The sequence below is a fragment of the Pseudonocardia humida genome (assembly GCF_023898865.1).
Classification (GTDB): Bacteria; Actinomycetota; Actinomycetes; order Mycobacteriales; family Pseudonocardiaceae; genus Pseudonocardia; species Pseudonocardia humida.
In genome coordinates this window covers 32475-47552 of record NZ_JAGSOV010000069.1, presented here as the reverse complement: position 1 = coordinate 47552, position 15078 = coordinate 32475, and the positions used below count along the sequence as shown (strand labels likewise).

Annotated in this window: 15 protein-coding genes; 11 read left to right on the top strand and 4 right to left on the bottom strand. The window is 75.5% G+C overall.

The window, feature by feature from the left end; genetic code table 11:
• Positions 1-51: 51 nt before the first annotated feature.
• Positions 52-1281, bottom strand: a complete 1230-nt coding sequence (locus KDL28_RS31895) for an MFS transporter (protein ID WP_252444503.1) — start codon at positions 1279-1281, stop codon at positions 52-54.
• A gap of 138 nt (positions 1282-1419) precedes the next feature.
• Here KDL28_RS31895 and KDL28_RS31890 point away from each other — a divergent pair, with 138 nt between their 5' ends.
• Both KDL28_RS31890 and KDL28_RS31885 read left to right on the top strand, forming a co-directional pair.
• Positions 1420-2472, top strand: a complete 1053-nt coding sequence (locus KDL28_RS31890; protein WP_252444501.1) for a LacI family DNA-binding transcriptional regulator — start codon at positions 1420-1422, stop codon at positions 2470-2472.
• Positions 2473-2518: 46 nt separating this feature from the next.
• Positions 2519-3154 carry a TetR/AcrR family transcriptional regulator gene (locus tag KDL28_RS31885; RefSeq protein WP_252444500.1) on the top strand — a complete coding sequence of 212 codons (636 nt, stop codon included), beginning with the start codon at positions 2519-2521 and terminating at the stop codon, positions 3152-3154.
• An 80-nt stretch (positions 3155-3234) separates the two neighbouring features.
• Here KDL28_RS31885 and KDL28_RS31880 read toward each other — a convergent pair whose 3' ends face one another.
• On the bottom strand, positions 3235-4791 hold the full coding sequence (locus KDL28_RS31880) for an FAD-dependent monooxygenase (protein WP_252444608.1): 1557 nt from the start codon (positions 4789-4791) through the stop codon (positions 3235-3237).
• Positions 4792-4796: 5 nt separating this feature from the next.
• Positions 4797-5759: an MBL fold metallo-hydrolase gene (locus tag KDL28_RS31875; RefSeq protein WP_252444498.1), complete on the bottom strand. Its 963-nt coding sequence runs from the start codon at positions 5757-5759 to the stop codon at positions 4797-4799.
• A 207-nt stretch (positions 5760-5966) separates the two neighbouring features.
• Here KDL28_RS31875 and KDL28_RS31870 point away from each other — a divergent pair, with 207 nt between their 5' ends.
• From KDL28_RS31870 to ilvA, 3 genes are all read left to right on the top strand, one after another.
• Complete coding sequence (locus KDL28_RS31870; RefSeq protein ID WP_252444496.1) at positions 5967-6314, top strand: UBP-type zinc finger domain-containing protein; 348 nt, start codon at positions 5967-5969, stop codon at positions 6312-6314.
• Between the two features lie 32 nt (positions 6315-6346).
• Entirely contained in the window at positions 6347-7357 is a 1011-nt protein-coding gene (locus tag KDL28_RS31865) for a Gfo/Idh/MocA family protein (protein ID WP_252444494.1), read from the top strand.
• 74 nt (positions 7358-7431) lie between these two features.
• Positions 7432-8721, top strand: a complete 1290-nt coding sequence (gene ilvA, locus KDL28_RS31860; RefSeq protein WP_372497132.1) for a threonine ammonia-lyase IlvA — start codon at positions 7432-7434, stop codon at positions 8719-8721.
• 298 nt (positions 8722-9019) lie between these two features.
• Here ilvA and KDL28_RS31855 read toward each other — a convergent pair whose 3' ends face one another.
• Complete coding sequence (locus KDL28_RS31855; protein WP_252444492.1) at positions 9020-9634, bottom strand: TetR/AcrR family transcriptional regulator; 615 nt, start codon at positions 9632-9634, stop codon at positions 9020-9022.
• Between the two features lie 55 nt (positions 9635-9689).
• Between KDL28_RS31855 and KDL28_RS31850 the strand changes: the two genes are divergently transcribed.
• The 6 genes from KDL28_RS31850 to KDL28_RS31825 all read left to right on the top strand — a co-directional run bounded on the left by KDL28_RS31850 (position 9690) and on the right by KDL28_RS31825 (position 15075).
• Positions 9690-10835 (top strand): acyl-CoA dehydrogenase family protein, encoded by a 1146-nt coding sequence (locus tag KDL28_RS31850; protein WP_252444490.1) that lies wholly within the window; start codon positions 9690-9692, stop codon positions 10833-10835.
• A 126-nt stretch (positions 10836-10961) separates the two neighbouring features.
• Positions 10962-12230 carry a geranylgeranyl reductase family protein gene (locus KDL28_RS31845; protein ID WP_252444488.1) on the top strand — a complete coding sequence of 423 codons (1269 nt, stop codon included), beginning with the start codon at positions 10962-10964 and terminating at the stop codon, positions 12228-12230.
• 129 nt (positions 12231-12359) lie between these two features.
• On the top strand, positions 12360-13928 hold the full coding sequence (locus KDL28_RS31840; protein ID WP_308216088.1) for a molybdopterin-dependent oxidoreductase: 1569 nt from the start codon (positions 12360-12362) through the stop codon (positions 13926-13928).
• Between the two features lie 7 nt (positions 13929-13935).
• Positions 13936-14427 carry a hypothetical protein gene (locus KDL28_RS31835; RefSeq protein WP_252444486.1) on the top strand — a complete coding sequence of 164 codons (492 nt, stop codon included), beginning with the start codon at positions 13936-13938 and terminating at the stop codon, positions 14425-14427.
• Between the two features lie 85 nt (positions 14428-14512).
• Positions 14513-14794, top strand: coding sequence for a metal-sensitive transcriptional regulator (locus tag KDL28_RS31830; protein ID WP_214404418.1), 282 nt, complete (start codon positions 14513-14515; stop codon positions 14792-14794).
• Positions 14795-14868: 74 nt separating this feature from the next.
• On the top strand, positions 14869-15075 hold the full coding sequence (locus tag KDL28_RS31825; protein WP_252444484.1) for a heavy-metal-associated domain-containing protein: 207 nt from the start codon (positions 14869-14871) through the stop codon (positions 15073-15075).
• Positions 15076-15078: the final 3 nt, after the last annotated feature.

The window sequence follows — 15078 nt, the reverse complement described above, 5'->3', positions numbered from 1 at the left end:
CGTTCCCGGCGGGAGGGCCGGGAACGGGCCGGTACGGACGCGCGCCACCCGTCAGTGGGCCCGCTCGGCCTGCTCCGCTCCGGGCAGCGGGCGGGCGGCGCCCACCGCCAGCAGGCCCAGCACGAGTGCGCCCAGCACGACGAACAGCGCCCGCAGGATGCCGCTGTGCTCGGCCAGCAGCCCGATCAGCGGCGGTCCGGCCAGGAACGCGGTGTAGCCGACCGAGCTGACCACCGAGACCCGCGCCGCGGCGTGCGCCGGGTCGTCGGCGGCGGCGCTCATCCCGACCGGGAACCCCAGCGACGCACCCACCCCCCAGAGGAGCGCGCCGACCAGGGCCACCGGCGTGCTGCCGCCCAGCAGCACCAGCAGCAGCCCGGCCACGGCCAGCAGGGCCGTCGCCCGCAGCACCGCGACCCGGCCGTACCTCTCCAGCATCGATCCGCCGAACATCCGACCCACCGTCATCGCGCTGACGAAGAACCCGAAGGCCACCGCGCCCAGCGTCTCGCCGCCGCCGTAGCCGTCGACGAAGGCGATGGCGATCCAGTCGTTGGCCGAGCCCTCGGTGAAGGCGAACCCGAGCACCAGCAGGCCGATCAGCAGGGTGCGGGGCTCGCGCCACGCGGCCAGCGCGCTGCGCCGCTCGCCGGTCTCCTCCTCCCGCTGGGCGGTGGAGCCGCTGCGCCCGAGGAACGCCCGGGTGACCGGGAACGCCGCGATCGGCAGCACGACGGCGACGGCGAGCAGCTGCACGGACAGCGGGAGCCCCAGCCCGGCCGCGGCCGCGCCGATGGCCGCGCCGGCGACCGTGCCGATGCTGAAGGCGGCGTGCAGCCGCGGCATCAGCGACCGGCCCAGGCGGCGCTCGACGTCGGCGCCCTCGACGTTCATCGAGACGTCCCAGATGCCGCTGCCGAGCCCGCAGAACGCCAGGCCGACCGCGGCCACCGGGACGATCCCGGTGATCAGGCCGGTGCTGACCAGCGCCAGGCCGAGGGCGACGCTGAACATGCCGAGCAGCACGCCGCGGGCCGGGCCGCTGCGGCTGACCAGCGGACCCGACAGCGGCAGCCCGGCCACGGCACCGCCGGACAGGCACAGCAGCAGCAGGCCGAGCTGGCCCGAGCTCAGCCCGAGGGTGTCGCGGATCGACGGGGTGCGGGCGATCAGCGTCGCGAAGGCCAGGCCGTTGGCCAGGAAGGCGATGACGACCGCGATGCGCGCGCGGCGGACCGCTGCGTCCGCGGGCTGCGCCGTCGTGGTCGTGTTCGGGTTCACGGGCTCTGCTCCTTGGGGTGCGACGCTCTGCCGAGGTCGGATCGAATCGATTCGATCCGCGATCGACGGTACGCCGCGGTCCCGCCCGGCTCAACCCCGTTCCGCTGTGAGCCACGCCGATCCGCGTAGCCTGCGGCCGTGTCCACCCGTCCCACGCTCGCGGACGTGGCGGCGCGGGCCGGGGTCTCGCCGTCGACGGCGTCCCTCGCGTTCTCCGGCAGCCCCCGGGTCGCCGCCGCGACCCGCGAGCGCGTGCTCGTCGCGGCCTCCGCCATCGGCTACGCCGGCCCCGACCCCGTCGCGGCCTCGCTGCGCCGCGGCCGCAGCGATGTGATCGGCGCGTTCGTCGGCGAACGGCTCCTCTACGCCTTCCGCGACCCGGTGGCCGTGCAACTGCTCGACGGCATCGCCGAGGTGCTGGGCGGGCACGGGGTCGGCCTGCTGCTGCTGGCCGGCGACGAGGGCCGCCCCGCCACCGAGCAGATCACGCGCATGCCGCTCGACGCGGCCATCTTCGCCACCTGCGGGCTGGAGGACGACCCGGCGATGGGCGCGCTGCGCGCCCGCGGGGTGCCGGTCGTCGCCGTCGAGGGACCCGAGGTCGACGGCGTCGTGCTGGTCGACATCGACGACCGCGGCGGCACCCGCGAGCTGGCCCGCCACCTGCACGAGCTCGGCCACCGCCGGGTGGCCCAGGTCGTCATGCCGCTGCGGCTGGACGGCACCCGCGGCCCGGTCGGCCCGGCCCGGCGCGCCGTCGTGCACTACCGCGACGTGCGCAGGCGGATGCTCGCCGTGGAGGACGTGTTCGGGCCCGTCCCGACGCTGGAGACCGCCAGCAACGCCGTCGCCGAGGGCGCCGTCGCGGGGCGGTTGCTGCTCGACGTCCCGGCCGACGAGCGGCCCACCGCGATCGTCGCGCAGAGCGACGTGCTGGCCGCCGGCGTGCTGCAGGCCGCGGCCGAGCTGGGGCTCGACGTCCCCGGCGACGTCTCCGTCGTCGGCTTCGACGGCGCCGACCTGCCCTGGCTCGCGCCGACCGTGCTGACCACCGTCGTGCAGCCCAGCGACGAGAAGGGGCGGGAAGCGGCCAAGGCGGCGATGGAGTTGGTCGCCGGGCGGACCCCGGCCGACGTGCTGCTGCCGGTGCGCCTGCGCGTCGGGACGACCACCGGCCCGCCGCGGTCCTGACGGTTCGGCGCCACCTGCCCGGGCGGCACCTCGCTACGCTGCGTGGATGGCCTCCCCGCCCGAGCCACCGCTGACGGTCCCACCCCTCGGCCGTCGCGCGGAGCGCACCGCGACGAGCCGGGCCCGCATCCTGGACGCCGCGGTGGCCTGCCTGGTCGAGTCCGGCTACCGGGGCGCGACCACGCTGCGCATCCAGGCCCGCGCCGGGGTGTCGCGGGGGCGGCTGCTGCACCACTTCCCGTCCCGCGACGAGCTGCTGGTCGCGGCCTCGCGGCACCTGGCCATCGGGCGGATGCGGCGCACCGACGAGCGGCTGCGCGACATCCCGGAGGGCCTGTCCGCCGCCGAGCGCCTCGACCGGGTCATCGAGCTGATCTGGGAGACCTTCTCCGAGCCCCACTTCTGGGCCGCCGTGGAGCTGTGGACCGCGGCCCGCACGAACGACGAGCTGCGCGCCGCGCTGCAGCCCGGGGAGCAGGAGCTCGGCGCCCTCATCCGGGACGGCATGGCCAAGTACTACGGCCCGGAGCTGGCCGCGCACCCGCACTACCCCGCCGTCCGCGACCTGGTGCTGACCAGCATGCGCGGGGTGGGGATGAGCTACGCGCTCAGCCGTCGCGACCCCCGCACCGACCCCCACCTGAAGGTCTGGAAGATCGCCGCCCACACCCTCCTCGTCTGACCCGTCGAGAACGAACTTGTTGTCGGTTGGACCGGTCCAAAACGGCGACAGCTTCGTTCTCGACGGGGTTGGGGTGGGGGTCAGCCGCCGAGGGCGCGGGTGAGGGCGGCGGTCAGCGCGGCGGTGGTGGGGCGGTCGAGGACGGCGGCGACGTGCGCGTCCGGCCGCAGCAGCCAGACCTCGCCCCGCCGCGCGTCCAGCGCGGGGGCGAGGGTCCCGGTGACGTCGACCTCGTCGAGCTCCACCACCGCGACGGGCACGGCGCTGCCCTCCGCGACCGCGCGGGCCGCCTCCCCGTCCGCGCCCGGCGCCAGCAGCAGGGTGAACCCCTCGCGGGCCAGCTCGCGGAACCGCCGCCCGCCGGCCACCGGGGCGTCCGGGACCAGCACGCCGGGGCCGGGCGCCGGCACGTCGCCGCGCGGGGGACGACCGGCGAACGGGCGCGACGGCGACGGCGTGGTCAGCGGCGAGTCGACGTACCAGAACGGCTCGGCGAGCCGGCCGGAGTCGACCATCGAGCGGGCGACCGGGTCCTCTGCGGCGCGGTCGAGCACCGCCTGGCGGTGCGCGGCGGCCGCCGGCGACTGCGGGACCAGGAAGTCCATCGTCGCCGTGGTGATCTCCAGGTTCTCCCGGGCGGCCGCGTGCCGCTCGGCGTGGTAGCTCTCCAGCAGCCCCTCGCCCGCCCAGCCGCGGGCCACGAACGCGATCTTCCAGGCCGCGTTCTCGGCGTCGACGACCCCGGAGTTGAGCCCGCGGGCCCCGAACGGCGAGTACAGGTGCGCCGCGTCGCCGGCCAGCAGCACCCGGCCCGCGCGCAGCCGGTCGGCGCAGCGCGACTGGAACCGGTACACCGACTTCCAGACGATCTCGTAGGGGCGCTCGCCGATGACCTGGCGGATGCGGCGGTCCAGCGAGCCGTCGGCGACCTCGGCGTCGAGGTCGTAGTCGCTGGGGACCTGCCAGTCGATGCGGAAGGTCGAGCCCGGGCAGGGGTGCACCAGCACCTGGCGCCCGGGGTTCCACACCGGGTCGAAGTAGAAGCGCCGCTCGGTGGCCCAGCCGGGCAGGTCGGTGCGGATGTCGCAGATCAGGAACCGGTCGTCGAAGGAGTGGCCGTCGAAGCCGACGCCCAGCATCGCGCGCAGCTCCTCGGCCCGCGCCCCCGCGCACAGCACCGCGAACGGCGCCACGACCGTGCTGCCGTCGGCGCAGGTCAGGGTGACCCGGTCGACGTCCTGGTCGATCTTGGCGACGGGGTGGCCCCAGCGCACGTCGACCAGCGGCTCCGCGGCCACCCGCTCGTCGAGGATCTCCTCGGTGCGCGACTGGGAGATGTTGACGAACGGCGGGAACGCCGCCCGGCCGGACTCGGCGAACGTGTAGGTGAACAGCTCGTGGTCGCGGTGGAAGGTGCGCGCCGTGGTCCAGGTGACGCCCTCGGCCGCGATCCGCTCGCCCGCGCCGACCGCCGACCAGATGTCGAGGACGTCGCGCTGCTGGCAGATCGCCTTGGAGCCGACCGGGTCGCGCTCGGGACGCCGGTCGAGCAGCACGGTCGGCACGCCCCAGCGGGCCAGCAGCAGCGCGGTGGTCTGGCCGACCGGGCCGTTGCCGATGATCGCGACGGGATCCATGCTCGTCACGACTGCAGCTGCGCCCAGACCTCCTGGTCGCGTTCGGCCGTCCAGATGATCGGCCGATCCACGCCGGACAGCTCGTCCCACAGCCGGGAGACGTCGAAGGGCAGGCAGTGCTCGAAGATCGGCCAGCGGCCGTAGTCGTCGACGAGGGCGGCGTGCGTGCGCTCGAAGGCCTCCTTGAGCGTGCCGCCCGCCCGCTGCACCGCGCCCACGTGCTCGATCATCACCCGCAGGAAGTGCCGGGTCTGGCTGATCGCCGCGGCCACCGCGTCCGGGCCGCGACTGACCCCGCCGCGGCCGCCGACCAGGGTGTGCGCGCCCAGCGCGGCCACGTTGTCCAGCGTCGAGGAGGCCCACTCGCGGTGGAAGGCGTCGCCGGTGTAGAGCGCGGCCTCGGCCTCCACCAGGTCGCCGGCGAACAGGATGCCGTGGCGGGGCAGCCAGGCCACGATGTCGCCCTCGGTGTGGCCGCGCCCGCAGTACTGCAGGACCAGGTCGCCGCGGTCGCCGCCGAGGTCGATGGACATCCGGTCGGAGAAGGTGGCGGTGGGCCAGGTCAGGCCGGGCACCGTGTCGGCGCCCTCGGCCAGCCGCGGCATCCGGGCGAACTCGCTGGCCCAGTCCTGCTCGCCGCGCTCGGCCACCAGCGCCCGGGTGTTCTCGTGCGCGACGATGACCTCGGCGTCGAACGCGGAGGCGCCCAGCACCCGGACCGCGTGGTAGTGGCTGAGCACGAGGTAACGGATCGGCTTGTCGGTGTGCTCGCGCAGCTTCTCCAGCCAGCGCGCCGCCACCACCGGCGTGGCCAGCGCCTCGAAGCAGACCAGGAAGTCCTCGCCCTCGACGGCGCCGATGTTCGGGTCGCCCTCGGCGGTCAGCGCGTAGACCCCGTCCGCGAGCACCTCGAGGGTCTGCTCCTTGGCGGCCAGATCGGCCGACGACGCGAACGGCTTCGCTGCCATCGCCACTCCTCGCTGTACGACGTGTCCGGTTGTGCGACGTCCGGCTCGCCCCGACCCTAGGCGCCGATCGGGCGTTCGGCGAGTACCCCACCGCGGGCGCCCGCTCGCTCCGCGTGGTCGTCGACCGGACCACCGCCACCCGCTCGGCCCGCCGCGATCGCCCGGACCACAATGGGGTGGCACCTGCGCGCAGAACGGGGACACGCGATGACGGCACCCAACGAGATCGACCCCACCGCCCCTCCGAGCGGCACCGGGTGCCTGGAGTGCGAGCAGAGCGGCGGCTGGTGGGTCCACCTGCGCCGCTGCGCGCTCTGCGGCCACGTCGGTTGCTGCGACACCTCCCCCGCGCAGCACGCCACCGCCCACTTCCACGCCACCGGCCACCCGCTGGTCACCAGCTTCGAGCCGGACGAGGTGTGGTTCTGGGACTACCGCACCGGCGAGACCTACTCCGGCCCCGACCTGGCCGGCCCGCAGCACCGCCCGCTGGAGCAGACCGTCCCCGGCCCGGCCGAGCGCGTCCCCGCCGACTGGCGCAACCACCTGCACTGAGCGCTCCCGAGGGGGCGGGGCAGGATGGCGGGGTGGAGCCACTTCGGATCGGGGTCCTGGGCGCGGCGCGCATCGCCGGCGCCGCCATCGCCGCGCCCGCGCGGCTGACCGGCGCCCGGCTCGTCGCCGTCGCGGCCCGCGACCGCGACCGCGCCCTGGCCTTCGCCGGCGAGCACGGCGTCGAGCGGGTGCTCGGCTCCTACGCCGAGGTGATCGCCGACCCGGAGGTCGAGGCGGTCTACAACCCGCTGGCCAACAGCCTGCACGGGCCGTGGAACCGGATCGCCGTCGAAGCGGGCAAGCACGTGCTCACCGAGAAGCCCTCGGCCAGCGACGCCGCCGAGGCCCGCGAGGTGCGCGACGCCGCCCTCAAGGCGGGCGTGCTGCTCATGGAGGGCTTCCACTACCTGTACCACCCGGTCACCCGCCGGCTCCTCGACGCCGTCGCCTCCGGCGAGATCGGCGAGCTGCGCGGCGTCGAGGTGCACATGGAGATGCCCTCCCCGGCCGACGGCGATCCGCGGTGGTCGCTGGAGCTGGCCGGCGGCACCGTCATGGACGTCGGCTGCTACGGCCTGCACCTCCACCGCGTGCTGGGCCGCTTCGCCGGCGGCGAGCCCACCGTCACCGCGGCCCGCGGCCGCGAGCGCGCGGGCGCCCCCGGCGTCGACGAGTCGATGGAGATCGAGCTGGCCTTCCCGTCCGGGCTGCCCGGGCTCGTCCGCACCTCCATGACGGCCACCGAGCGCGACTTCTCCTGCCGGGTCGTCGGCAGCCGCGGCGAGGTCGTCGCGCCCAGCTTCGTGCTCCCCCACCTGGACGACCGCGTGCTGCTCACGGTCGACGGGCAGCAGCGCGTCGAGGAGCTGGGGCGGCGCTCGTCCTACGCCTACCAGCTGGAGGCCTTCGCCGCCGCCGTCCGCGCCGGTGGGGAGGTCGCCACCGGCGCCGACGACGCCGTGGCCAGCGCCGAGCTGATCGACGCCGCCTACCGCGCCGCCGGCTTCCCCCTGCGCCCCCGCACCTCCCGTCCCGCCCCCTGACGCCGATCGCGTCGCCCGACGCCGCCGGTCATGCCGGGGGACGGTGGTGGTGGGCGGTCCTGGAGAATCGCTCGGTGACCCCCGCAGTGTCCCTCCCCCCCGACCTCGTCCCCGACCTCCTGGGCGACATCGCCGCCGACGTGCGCGCGGCGGCCGCCCGCCTGGCCGGGGTCGCCCTCACCACGCCGCTGCAGCGCAACGAGCGGCTGTCCGCGGCGACCGGCGCGGAGGTCTGGCTCAAGCGGGAGGACCTGCAGGTCGGGCGGTCCTACAAGCTGCGCGGCGCGTACAACCTGCTCGCCCAGCTCGACGAGGCCGAACGCGCGGCCGGGGCGGTGTGCGCGAGCGCGGGCAACCACGGCCAGGGGGTGGCGCACGCGTGCCGCACGCTGGGCATCCGGGGGCGGGTGCACGTGCCGAGCACGACGCCGCGCCAGAAGCGCGAGCGGATCCGGGCGCTCGGCGGCGACGCCGTCGAGCTGGTGGTGGGCGGCGACACCTACGACGAGGCGGCGAGCGCCGCGGCCGAGTTCGCGCGGCGCACCGGGGCCACCGTCGTGCCCGCCTTCGACGACGTCCGCACGATCGCCGGGCAGGGCACGGTGGGGGTCGAGCTGGTGGCCCAGCTGGGCGGGCCGCCGGACGTGGTGGTGCTGCCGGTGGGCGGCGGCGGGCTGGCCGCGGGGGTGGGCGGCTGGCTGGCCGCGCAGCACCCCGGCGTGCGGATCGTCGGCGTGGAGCCGGCGGGCGCGGCGAGCATGGCGGCGGCGCTGGCCGCCGGGGAGCCGGTCGAGCTGCCCGAGCTGGACACCTTCGTCGACGGCGCCGCGGTGCGCCGGGTGGGCGCGACGGGCCTGCCGCTGGTGCGGGCGAGCGGCGCGGAGCTGGTCGGCGTGCCCGAGGGCCGGGTCTGCACGGAGATGCTGGACCTCTACCAGGTCGACGGGATCATCGCCGAGCCCGCGGGGGCGCTGGCCGCGGCCGCGCTGGGCGAGGCGGTGCGGGTCGAGCCGGGCCAGACCGTCGTGTGCCTGCTCTCGGGCGGCAACAACGACGTCAGCCGCTACGCCGAGGTCGTGGAGCGCTCGCTGGTGCACCGCGGGCTCAAGCACTACTTCCTGGTGGAGTTCCCGCAGGAGCCGGGGGCCCTGCGCCGGTTCCTGGACGAGGTCCTCGGCCCGGACGACGACATCGTGCTGTTCGAGTACGTCAAGCGCGACAACCGCGAGACCGGGGCCGCGCTGGTCGGCATCGAGATCGCGAACCGCGAGGCGTACGAGCCGCTGTGGGGCCGGATGCAGGCGAGTCCGCTGCGCATCCAGTTGGTCGCACCCGGCAGCACGGCCTACCGGTTCCTGGTCTGAAGGCTCACCGCGCGGTGCTCGCGTAGGTTGCCCGGAAGATCCCGCTGCCTTGGGCCGACGGAGTGCAATTGGTCCGATCGGGTGGCAGCGCGCTGAGGCGCGAACCGGGCACCGACCGGCGCCGAACGGGAGGTGGTGGGCCGGCGGCCGCCGGGGTGGAGGGGTGTCCGCGCGACGGCCGCCGGCGCGCGACACGGCAGGGGGCACCCTGTCCGGCGCGCGACACACCGTAACCGGTTAAGCGATCCGTCCGCCCTTCGGGTTGGCCTCCGGGGAACCCCGGATCACGCTTGGTTAATCAGCACTCACGGTGCGGGCTTGCCCCGTGAACGGCCGCCGGACCGGGAGCCGCGAGCCCGTGCAGCAGCAGTTCGGCCAGGTTCGCGTAGGCCTCACCGTCGGTGAGACCGGTGGCCTCGGCGAGCCGGCGCTGCTGGATCCGGACCATCACCGCGGTGACCACGTCGGCGACGAACTCCGCGTGCACGTCGCGGAACTCACCGGTCTCGACGCCCTCGTCCACCAGCTCCCGCACCCGGCGCGCGGCGATGCGCGTGTTGCGCCGGTAGACCTCCGCGGCCGGGGGGAACGCGGCCACGTCGTCGAAGAACGTCGCGGACGCGGGGGCCAGTTCGACGGCAACCGCGCGCAGGTAGGCCCCCACCCGGTCGGCAGCGCGTTCGGCCGATCTCACCGCCCGCTCCACCCGTTCGGTGGCCCCCCGGAAGAAGTGCACCACGGCCGCCCGCACGAGCTGCTCCTTGCTGCCGGCCAGCGCGTACAGCGTTCGTTTGGAGCAGCGCAGCCGGGCGGCGATGTCGTCCAGCGTCAGGTGCGCGAAACCGTCGGCGAGCAGGAGGGCCACGAGCGCGTCGAACAGTTGCTCGCGTCGGGGGGTGGCACGAGCCGGCACGTCGGCTAGCCTATCCGGTACTGAAGGCGAAACGTCAGTACCGCATAGGAGCGCCATGGCCGTCGACCGGTTGCTGCCCACCCAGGAGGCGGCGGACCTGCTCGCGCTGACCCGCGAACTCGCCGACAAGGAGCTCGCCCCCCGCGTCGACGAGCACGAACGCGCCGAGACCTACCCCGAGGGGCTGTTCACCGTGCTCGGCCGGGCCGGGCTGCTGGGGCTGCCCTACCCGGAGGAGGACGGCGGCGGGGGCCAGCCCTACGAGGTCTACCTGCAGGTCCTCGAGGAGCTCGCGGCCCGCTGGGCGGCGGTGGCCGTCGCGGTGAGCGTGCACGGCCTGGCCTGCCAGCCGCTGTCGCGCTTCGGCACGCCGGCCCAGCGCGAGCGCTGGCTGCCGGCGATGCTGGCCGGTGAGCAGGTCGGCGGCTACAGCCTGTCCGAGCCGCACGCCGGCTCCGATGCCTCCGCCCTGACCTGCAAGGCGGAGAAGACCGCGACCGGCTACCGGATCACCGGCACCAAGGCCTGGATCACCCACGGCGGCCGCGCCGACTTCTATGCGCTGTTCGCCCGCACCGGCGACGGCGCCCGCGGCGTGTCCTGCTTCCTGGCCCCCGGGCGGGTCGACGGGCTGAGCTTCGGGCGCCCCGAGGACAAGATGGGCCTGCACGCGATCCCGACGGCCACCGCCAACTGGGACGGCGCCGTGCTCGATGCCGACCGGCTCCTCGGCGAGGAGGGCCAGGGCCTGCAGATCGCGTTCTCCGCGCTGGACTCGGGCCGGCTGGGCATCGCCGCCGTGGCCACCGGGCTGGCCCAGTCGGCGCTGGACGTCGCGGTCGCCTACGCCCGCGAGCGCACCGCCTTCGGCCGCCGGATCATCGACCACCAGGGGCTGGGCTTCCTGCTCGCCGACATGGCCGCCGCCGTCGACTCGGCGCGCGCGACCTACCTCGACGCCGCCCGCCGCCGCGACGCCGGGCTCGACTACGGCCGGCAGGCCTCGGTGGCCAAGCTGATCGCCACCGACTCCGCCATGAAGGTCACCACCGACGCCGTGCAGGTGCTCGGCGGCTACGGCTACAGCCGCGAGTTCCCGGTGGAGCGGTTCATGCGCGAGGCCAAGGTGATGCAGATCTTCGAGGGCACCAACCAGATCCAGCGCCTGGTCATCGCCCGCTCGCTGGCCGGGGCCCCCTGATGACCCGCTCGGACGCTCCGCGGAGCCGTCGGGGGACGGCCGGACGCGAGTTCGGCGGGCAGCGCGGGGCGTAGCGCTGGTCTCCATCACGAGCCCCCGACCCGGGGGTGCCGGATACTCGGGGACATGCCGGACGGTCCCGCTCTCCCCGTCGACTCCCCCGCCCTCCCCACGGCGACCGACGTCCTCGTCGTCGGCGCCGGACCGGCCGGGTCGTCGGCCGCGGCGTGGGCGGCCCGGCACGGGCTCGACGTGGTGCTGGCCGACGCCGCCGTCTTCCCCCGCGACAAGGCCTGCGGCGACGGGCTGACGCCGCGCGCCATCGCCGAGCTGGAGCGCCTGGGGCTCGGCGACTGGGTGCGGGCGCGGGGCACCAACCGGGGGCTGCGCGCGGCCGGCTTCGGCCAGCTGCTGGAGCTGCCCTGGCCCGGTGGCTCCCTGCCCGACCACGGCGGCGCGGTCCCCCGCACGGAGCTCGACGCGCGCATCCGCGACGTGGCCCTCAAGGAGGGCGCGGTGCCGCTGGAGGGCGCCAAGGCCGTCGACGTGCGCCGCGAGGGCGGCCGGGTGAGCGCCGTGGTGTTCGACCGCGGCGGCGAGGAGCACGTCGTGTCCTGCGCGCGGCTGGTCGTCGCCGACGGGGCCCGATCCACGCTCGGCCGGGTGCTGGGCCGCGACTGGCACAAGGACACCGCGTTCGGGGTGGCCGCCCGCGGCTACGTCCGCTCCGGCCGCTCGGACGACCCGTGGATCTCCTCGCACCTGGAGCTGCGCGGCGAGCGGGACGAGGTGCTGGCCGGCTACGGCTGGGTGTTCCCGCTGGCCGACGGCGAGGTCAACATCGGGGTCGGCACGCTGGCCACCGCGAAGCGGCCGGCCGGCGTCCGGCTGCAGTCGCTGATCACGCAGTACGCCGCCGCCCGCCGCGACGACTGGCAGCTCGACGGGCCGGTGCGCGCCCCGTCCTCCGCGCTGCTGCCGATGGGCGGCGCCGTCTCCGGCGTGGCCGGGCCGAACTGGGCCCTGGTCGGCGACGCCGCGGGCTGCGTCAACCCGCTCAACGGCGAGGGCATCGATTACGGCCTGGAGACCGGCAGGCTGGTGGCCGAACTGCTGGTCGCGCGCACCGACCTGGCCGCGGCCTGGCCCGCCGAGCTGCGCGGGCACTACGGCGAGGCGTTCTCCATCGCCCGCAGGCTGGCCGGGCTGATCACCGTGCCCGGCCTGCTGCCCAAGCTGGGCCCGATCGGCATGCGGTCGCGGGCGCTGATGACGGTCGCCCTGCGGGTGATGGGCAACCTGGTCACCGAGGAGGACCGCGACGTCACCGCGCGCGCCTGGCGGGCCGCGGGGCGGCTGTCCCTGCGCCGCGACTCCCGCCCCCCGTTCAGCTGACGCCCCACCGCGACATGAACCTCATGGGGCCGCCGGGCCGGGCTGAGCCCCACCAGGTTCATGTCGGGTGAACGAGATCCGTAAGACAACGGACGCGCACGGGTGCCGTCGCGGCAGGACACTGGACGGGTGACCACCACTGCCGAGCCGGAGGCGGGCGCCACGGCGGACCCCGTCCTCGGCCGCCCGTTCGCCGCGCTGATGGGCCTGGTCGCGGTGGCCGCCGCGGTCGGGGCGGGCCAGCTCGTGGCCGGCCTGCTCTCGCCGGCGTCCGGCCCGTTCCTCGCGGTCGGCGACGCCGCGGTGCGGGTGTCGCCGCAGTGGCTGGTCGAGTTGGCCAAGGGCGCGTTCGGCACCGCCGACAAGCCCGTCCTGCTGGCCGGCATCGCGGTGGTCGTCGCCGCGCTGGCCGCGGCGGGCGGGCTGGCCTCGCGCAGGCGCCCCGGCCCGGGGCTGGCCGTCGTCACCGCGATGGGCACGCTGGCCATGGGCGCCGTGCTGAGCTCGCCCACCTTCGGCCCGCTCGACCTCACCGCCCCGGCCGCCTCGCTCGTCGTCGGGATCACCTCGTTCCGCCGGTTGCACGAGCTGCGGCTGCGCGTCGACCAGGCCCCGACCGACGCCGCCCGGATCTCCCGGCGCCGCGTGCTCATCGGCACCTCCACCGCCGTCGGCGCGGGCGCGGTCGCCGCGACCGGGCTGGGCGCCTGGATCGGCCGCGACGTCACGGGCTCCCGCGACGAGGTCACCGCCGCGCTGGCCCGCGCGGGCTACCAGCGCGCGCCCGCCATCCCGGCCACCGCCGAGTCCGGCGTCCCCGGCGCCACCCCGTTCGTGACCTCGAACGCCGACTTCTACCGCATCGACGCCGCGCTGCGCGTGCCGTCGCTGACCGCGTCGGACTGGTCGCTGCGCATCCACGGCATGGTCGACCGGGAGCTCACCCTGTCCTTCGCCGACCTGCTGGCCCGCCCGCTGGTCGAGCGGACGATCACGCTGCTGTGCGTGTCCAACCCGGTCGGCGGGCCGTACGTGTCCACCACCAACTTCATCGGCGTCGACCTGCGCGAGGTGCTGCTGGAGGCGGGTGTCTCGCCCGCCGCCGACCAGGTGCTCAGCACCAGCAGCGACGGCTGGACCGCGGGCACCCCCACCGGGGTGCTGCTGGAGCCCGACCGGGGCGCCCTGCTGGCCATCGGCATGAACGGCGAGGCGCTGCCCCCCGAGCACGGGTTCCCGGTGCGGATGGTCGTGCCCGGCCTGTACGGCTACGTCTCGGCGACGAAGTGGGTGACCGACATCGAGGTCACCACGTTCGCCGAGCGGCAGGCCTACTGGCTGCAGCGCGGCTGGTCGGAGAAGGGCCCGATCAAGACCGGCTCCCGGATCGACGTGCCCCGGACCTCCGTGGGCGCGGGGCGGGTCACCGTGGCCGGCACGGCCTGGTCGCAACCCATCGGGATCTCCGCCGTCGAGGTGCGCCTCGACCGCGGCCCGTGGCAGCCGGCCGACATGGCCACCGAGGTCGGCGGCGACACCTGGCGGATGTGGCGCGCCGAGATCGACGTGCCGCCGGGCGAGCACACCCTGCAGGCCAGGGCGTTCGACGCGAACGGCACGCCGCAGACCGCCGACGTGCGCGACGTCGTCCCCGACGGCGCCACCGGCTACCCCACCGTGAGCATCTCGGCCACGTGAGCCGGTCGTGCTGAGATCGGCCGAGGTCAGCGCGGTGCTCGTGGTGCCGGACGGACCCTTCCACAACCTGCGCTGGGCGAGCCGCGTGGAGTTCACCCTGGACTGCTTCGTGTGCGAGCGCACCGGTCGCACCGCGGTGCTCGAGCGCGGCGCGGAGCGCGGGGTCTGCTCCGGCGGCGGTACGCACGGCCCCCACCACGCGCCCGCCAGGATCGCCGCCTACGACCACACCTCCGAGCCGGGCCGGACCACCCTGCACGCGGTCGTCGACTTCTGGTGGGCGCCGTTCGAGGACGCCGCGGACGACGGCCGGGCACTGGCGCCCACCAGGGCGCCGTGGGTGCGCCTGCACCTGGGCTACCTGTGCCCGCGGGACCACGACGGCGGGTCGTTCAGCATCCAGACCAACGCCGTGCGGCCGGTGCTCACGCGGTGCCGGCACTGCGATGCGCCGCTCGCCGAGAGCCACGAGGTGCCCCGCGTCCGACTCCGGCCCTGACGCCCGGGCTGTATCGCCGGACACCTCCGGCAGCGCCCGGAATGATACCCCCCTATAGTATGAGGGGAACCGGGAGGAGCCTGCCGTGCACGGGTACACCGACGACAAGGACGCCTACCTCAAGCGGTTGCGCCGCATCGAGGGCCAGGTCCGCGGCATCGCCCGCATGATCGAGGACGACAAGTACTGCATCGACGTGCTCACCCAGGTCTCGGCCGCGACCAAGGCCCTGGAGGCCGTCGCGCTCGGGCTGCTCGACGAGCACCTCAAGCACTGCGTCACCGAGGCCGTGGCGGAAGGCGGCGCCGTGGCCGACCGCAAGGTCGCCGAGGCCAGCGCCGCGATCGCCCGGCTGGTGCGCTCCTGACCCGGGCCGCGCGCCCGGCACCGACCCCCGGCCGCACTCCCCACCGGCCGGCCGACCCCACTCCGGAGGAATCGATGAGCACCGCCACCTACACCGTCAGCGGCATGACCTGCGAGCACTGCGTCGCCTCGGTCACCGAGGAGATCAGCGAGATCGACGGCGTCTCCGCGGTCGACGTGCAGCTGTCCTCCGGCGCGGTCACCGTGACCAGCGCCGAGCCGCTCGACCCGACCGCCGTCCGCTCGGCGGTCGAGGAGGCCGGCTACAAGCTGGCCGGCTGAGCC

Excerpts from the sequence above, each read along its gene's own strand:
- KDL28_RS31885 (WP_252444500.1), top strand. The coding sequence starts at position 2,519 with ATGGCCTCCCCGCCCGAGCCACCGCTGACGGTCCCACCCCTCGGCCGT.
- KDL28_RS31880 (WP_252444608.1), bottom strand. The coding sequence starts at position 4,791 with ATGGATCCCGTCGCGATCATCGGCAACGGCCCGGTCGGCCAGACCACC.
- KDL28_RS31875 (WP_252444498.1), bottom strand. The coding sequence starts at position 5,759 with ATGGCAGCGAAGCCGTTCGCGTCGTCGGCCGATCTGGCCGCCAAGGAG.
- KDL28_RS31870 (WP_252444496.1), top strand. The coding sequence starts at position 5,967 with ATGACGGCACCCAACGAGATCGACCCCACCGCCCCTCCGAGCGGCACC.
- KDL28_RS31850 (WP_252444490.1), top strand. The coding sequence starts at position 9,690 with ATGGCCGTCGACCGGTTGCTGCCCACCCAGGAGGCGGCGGACCTGCTC.
- KDL28_RS31845 (WP_252444488.1), top strand. The coding sequence starts at position 10,962 with ATGCCGGACGGTCCCGCTCTCCCCGTCGACTCCCCCGCCCTCCCCACG.
- KDL28_RS31825 (WP_252444484.1), top strand. The coding sequence starts at position 14,869 with ATGAGCACCGCCACCTACACCGTCAGCGGCATGACCTGCGAGCACTGC.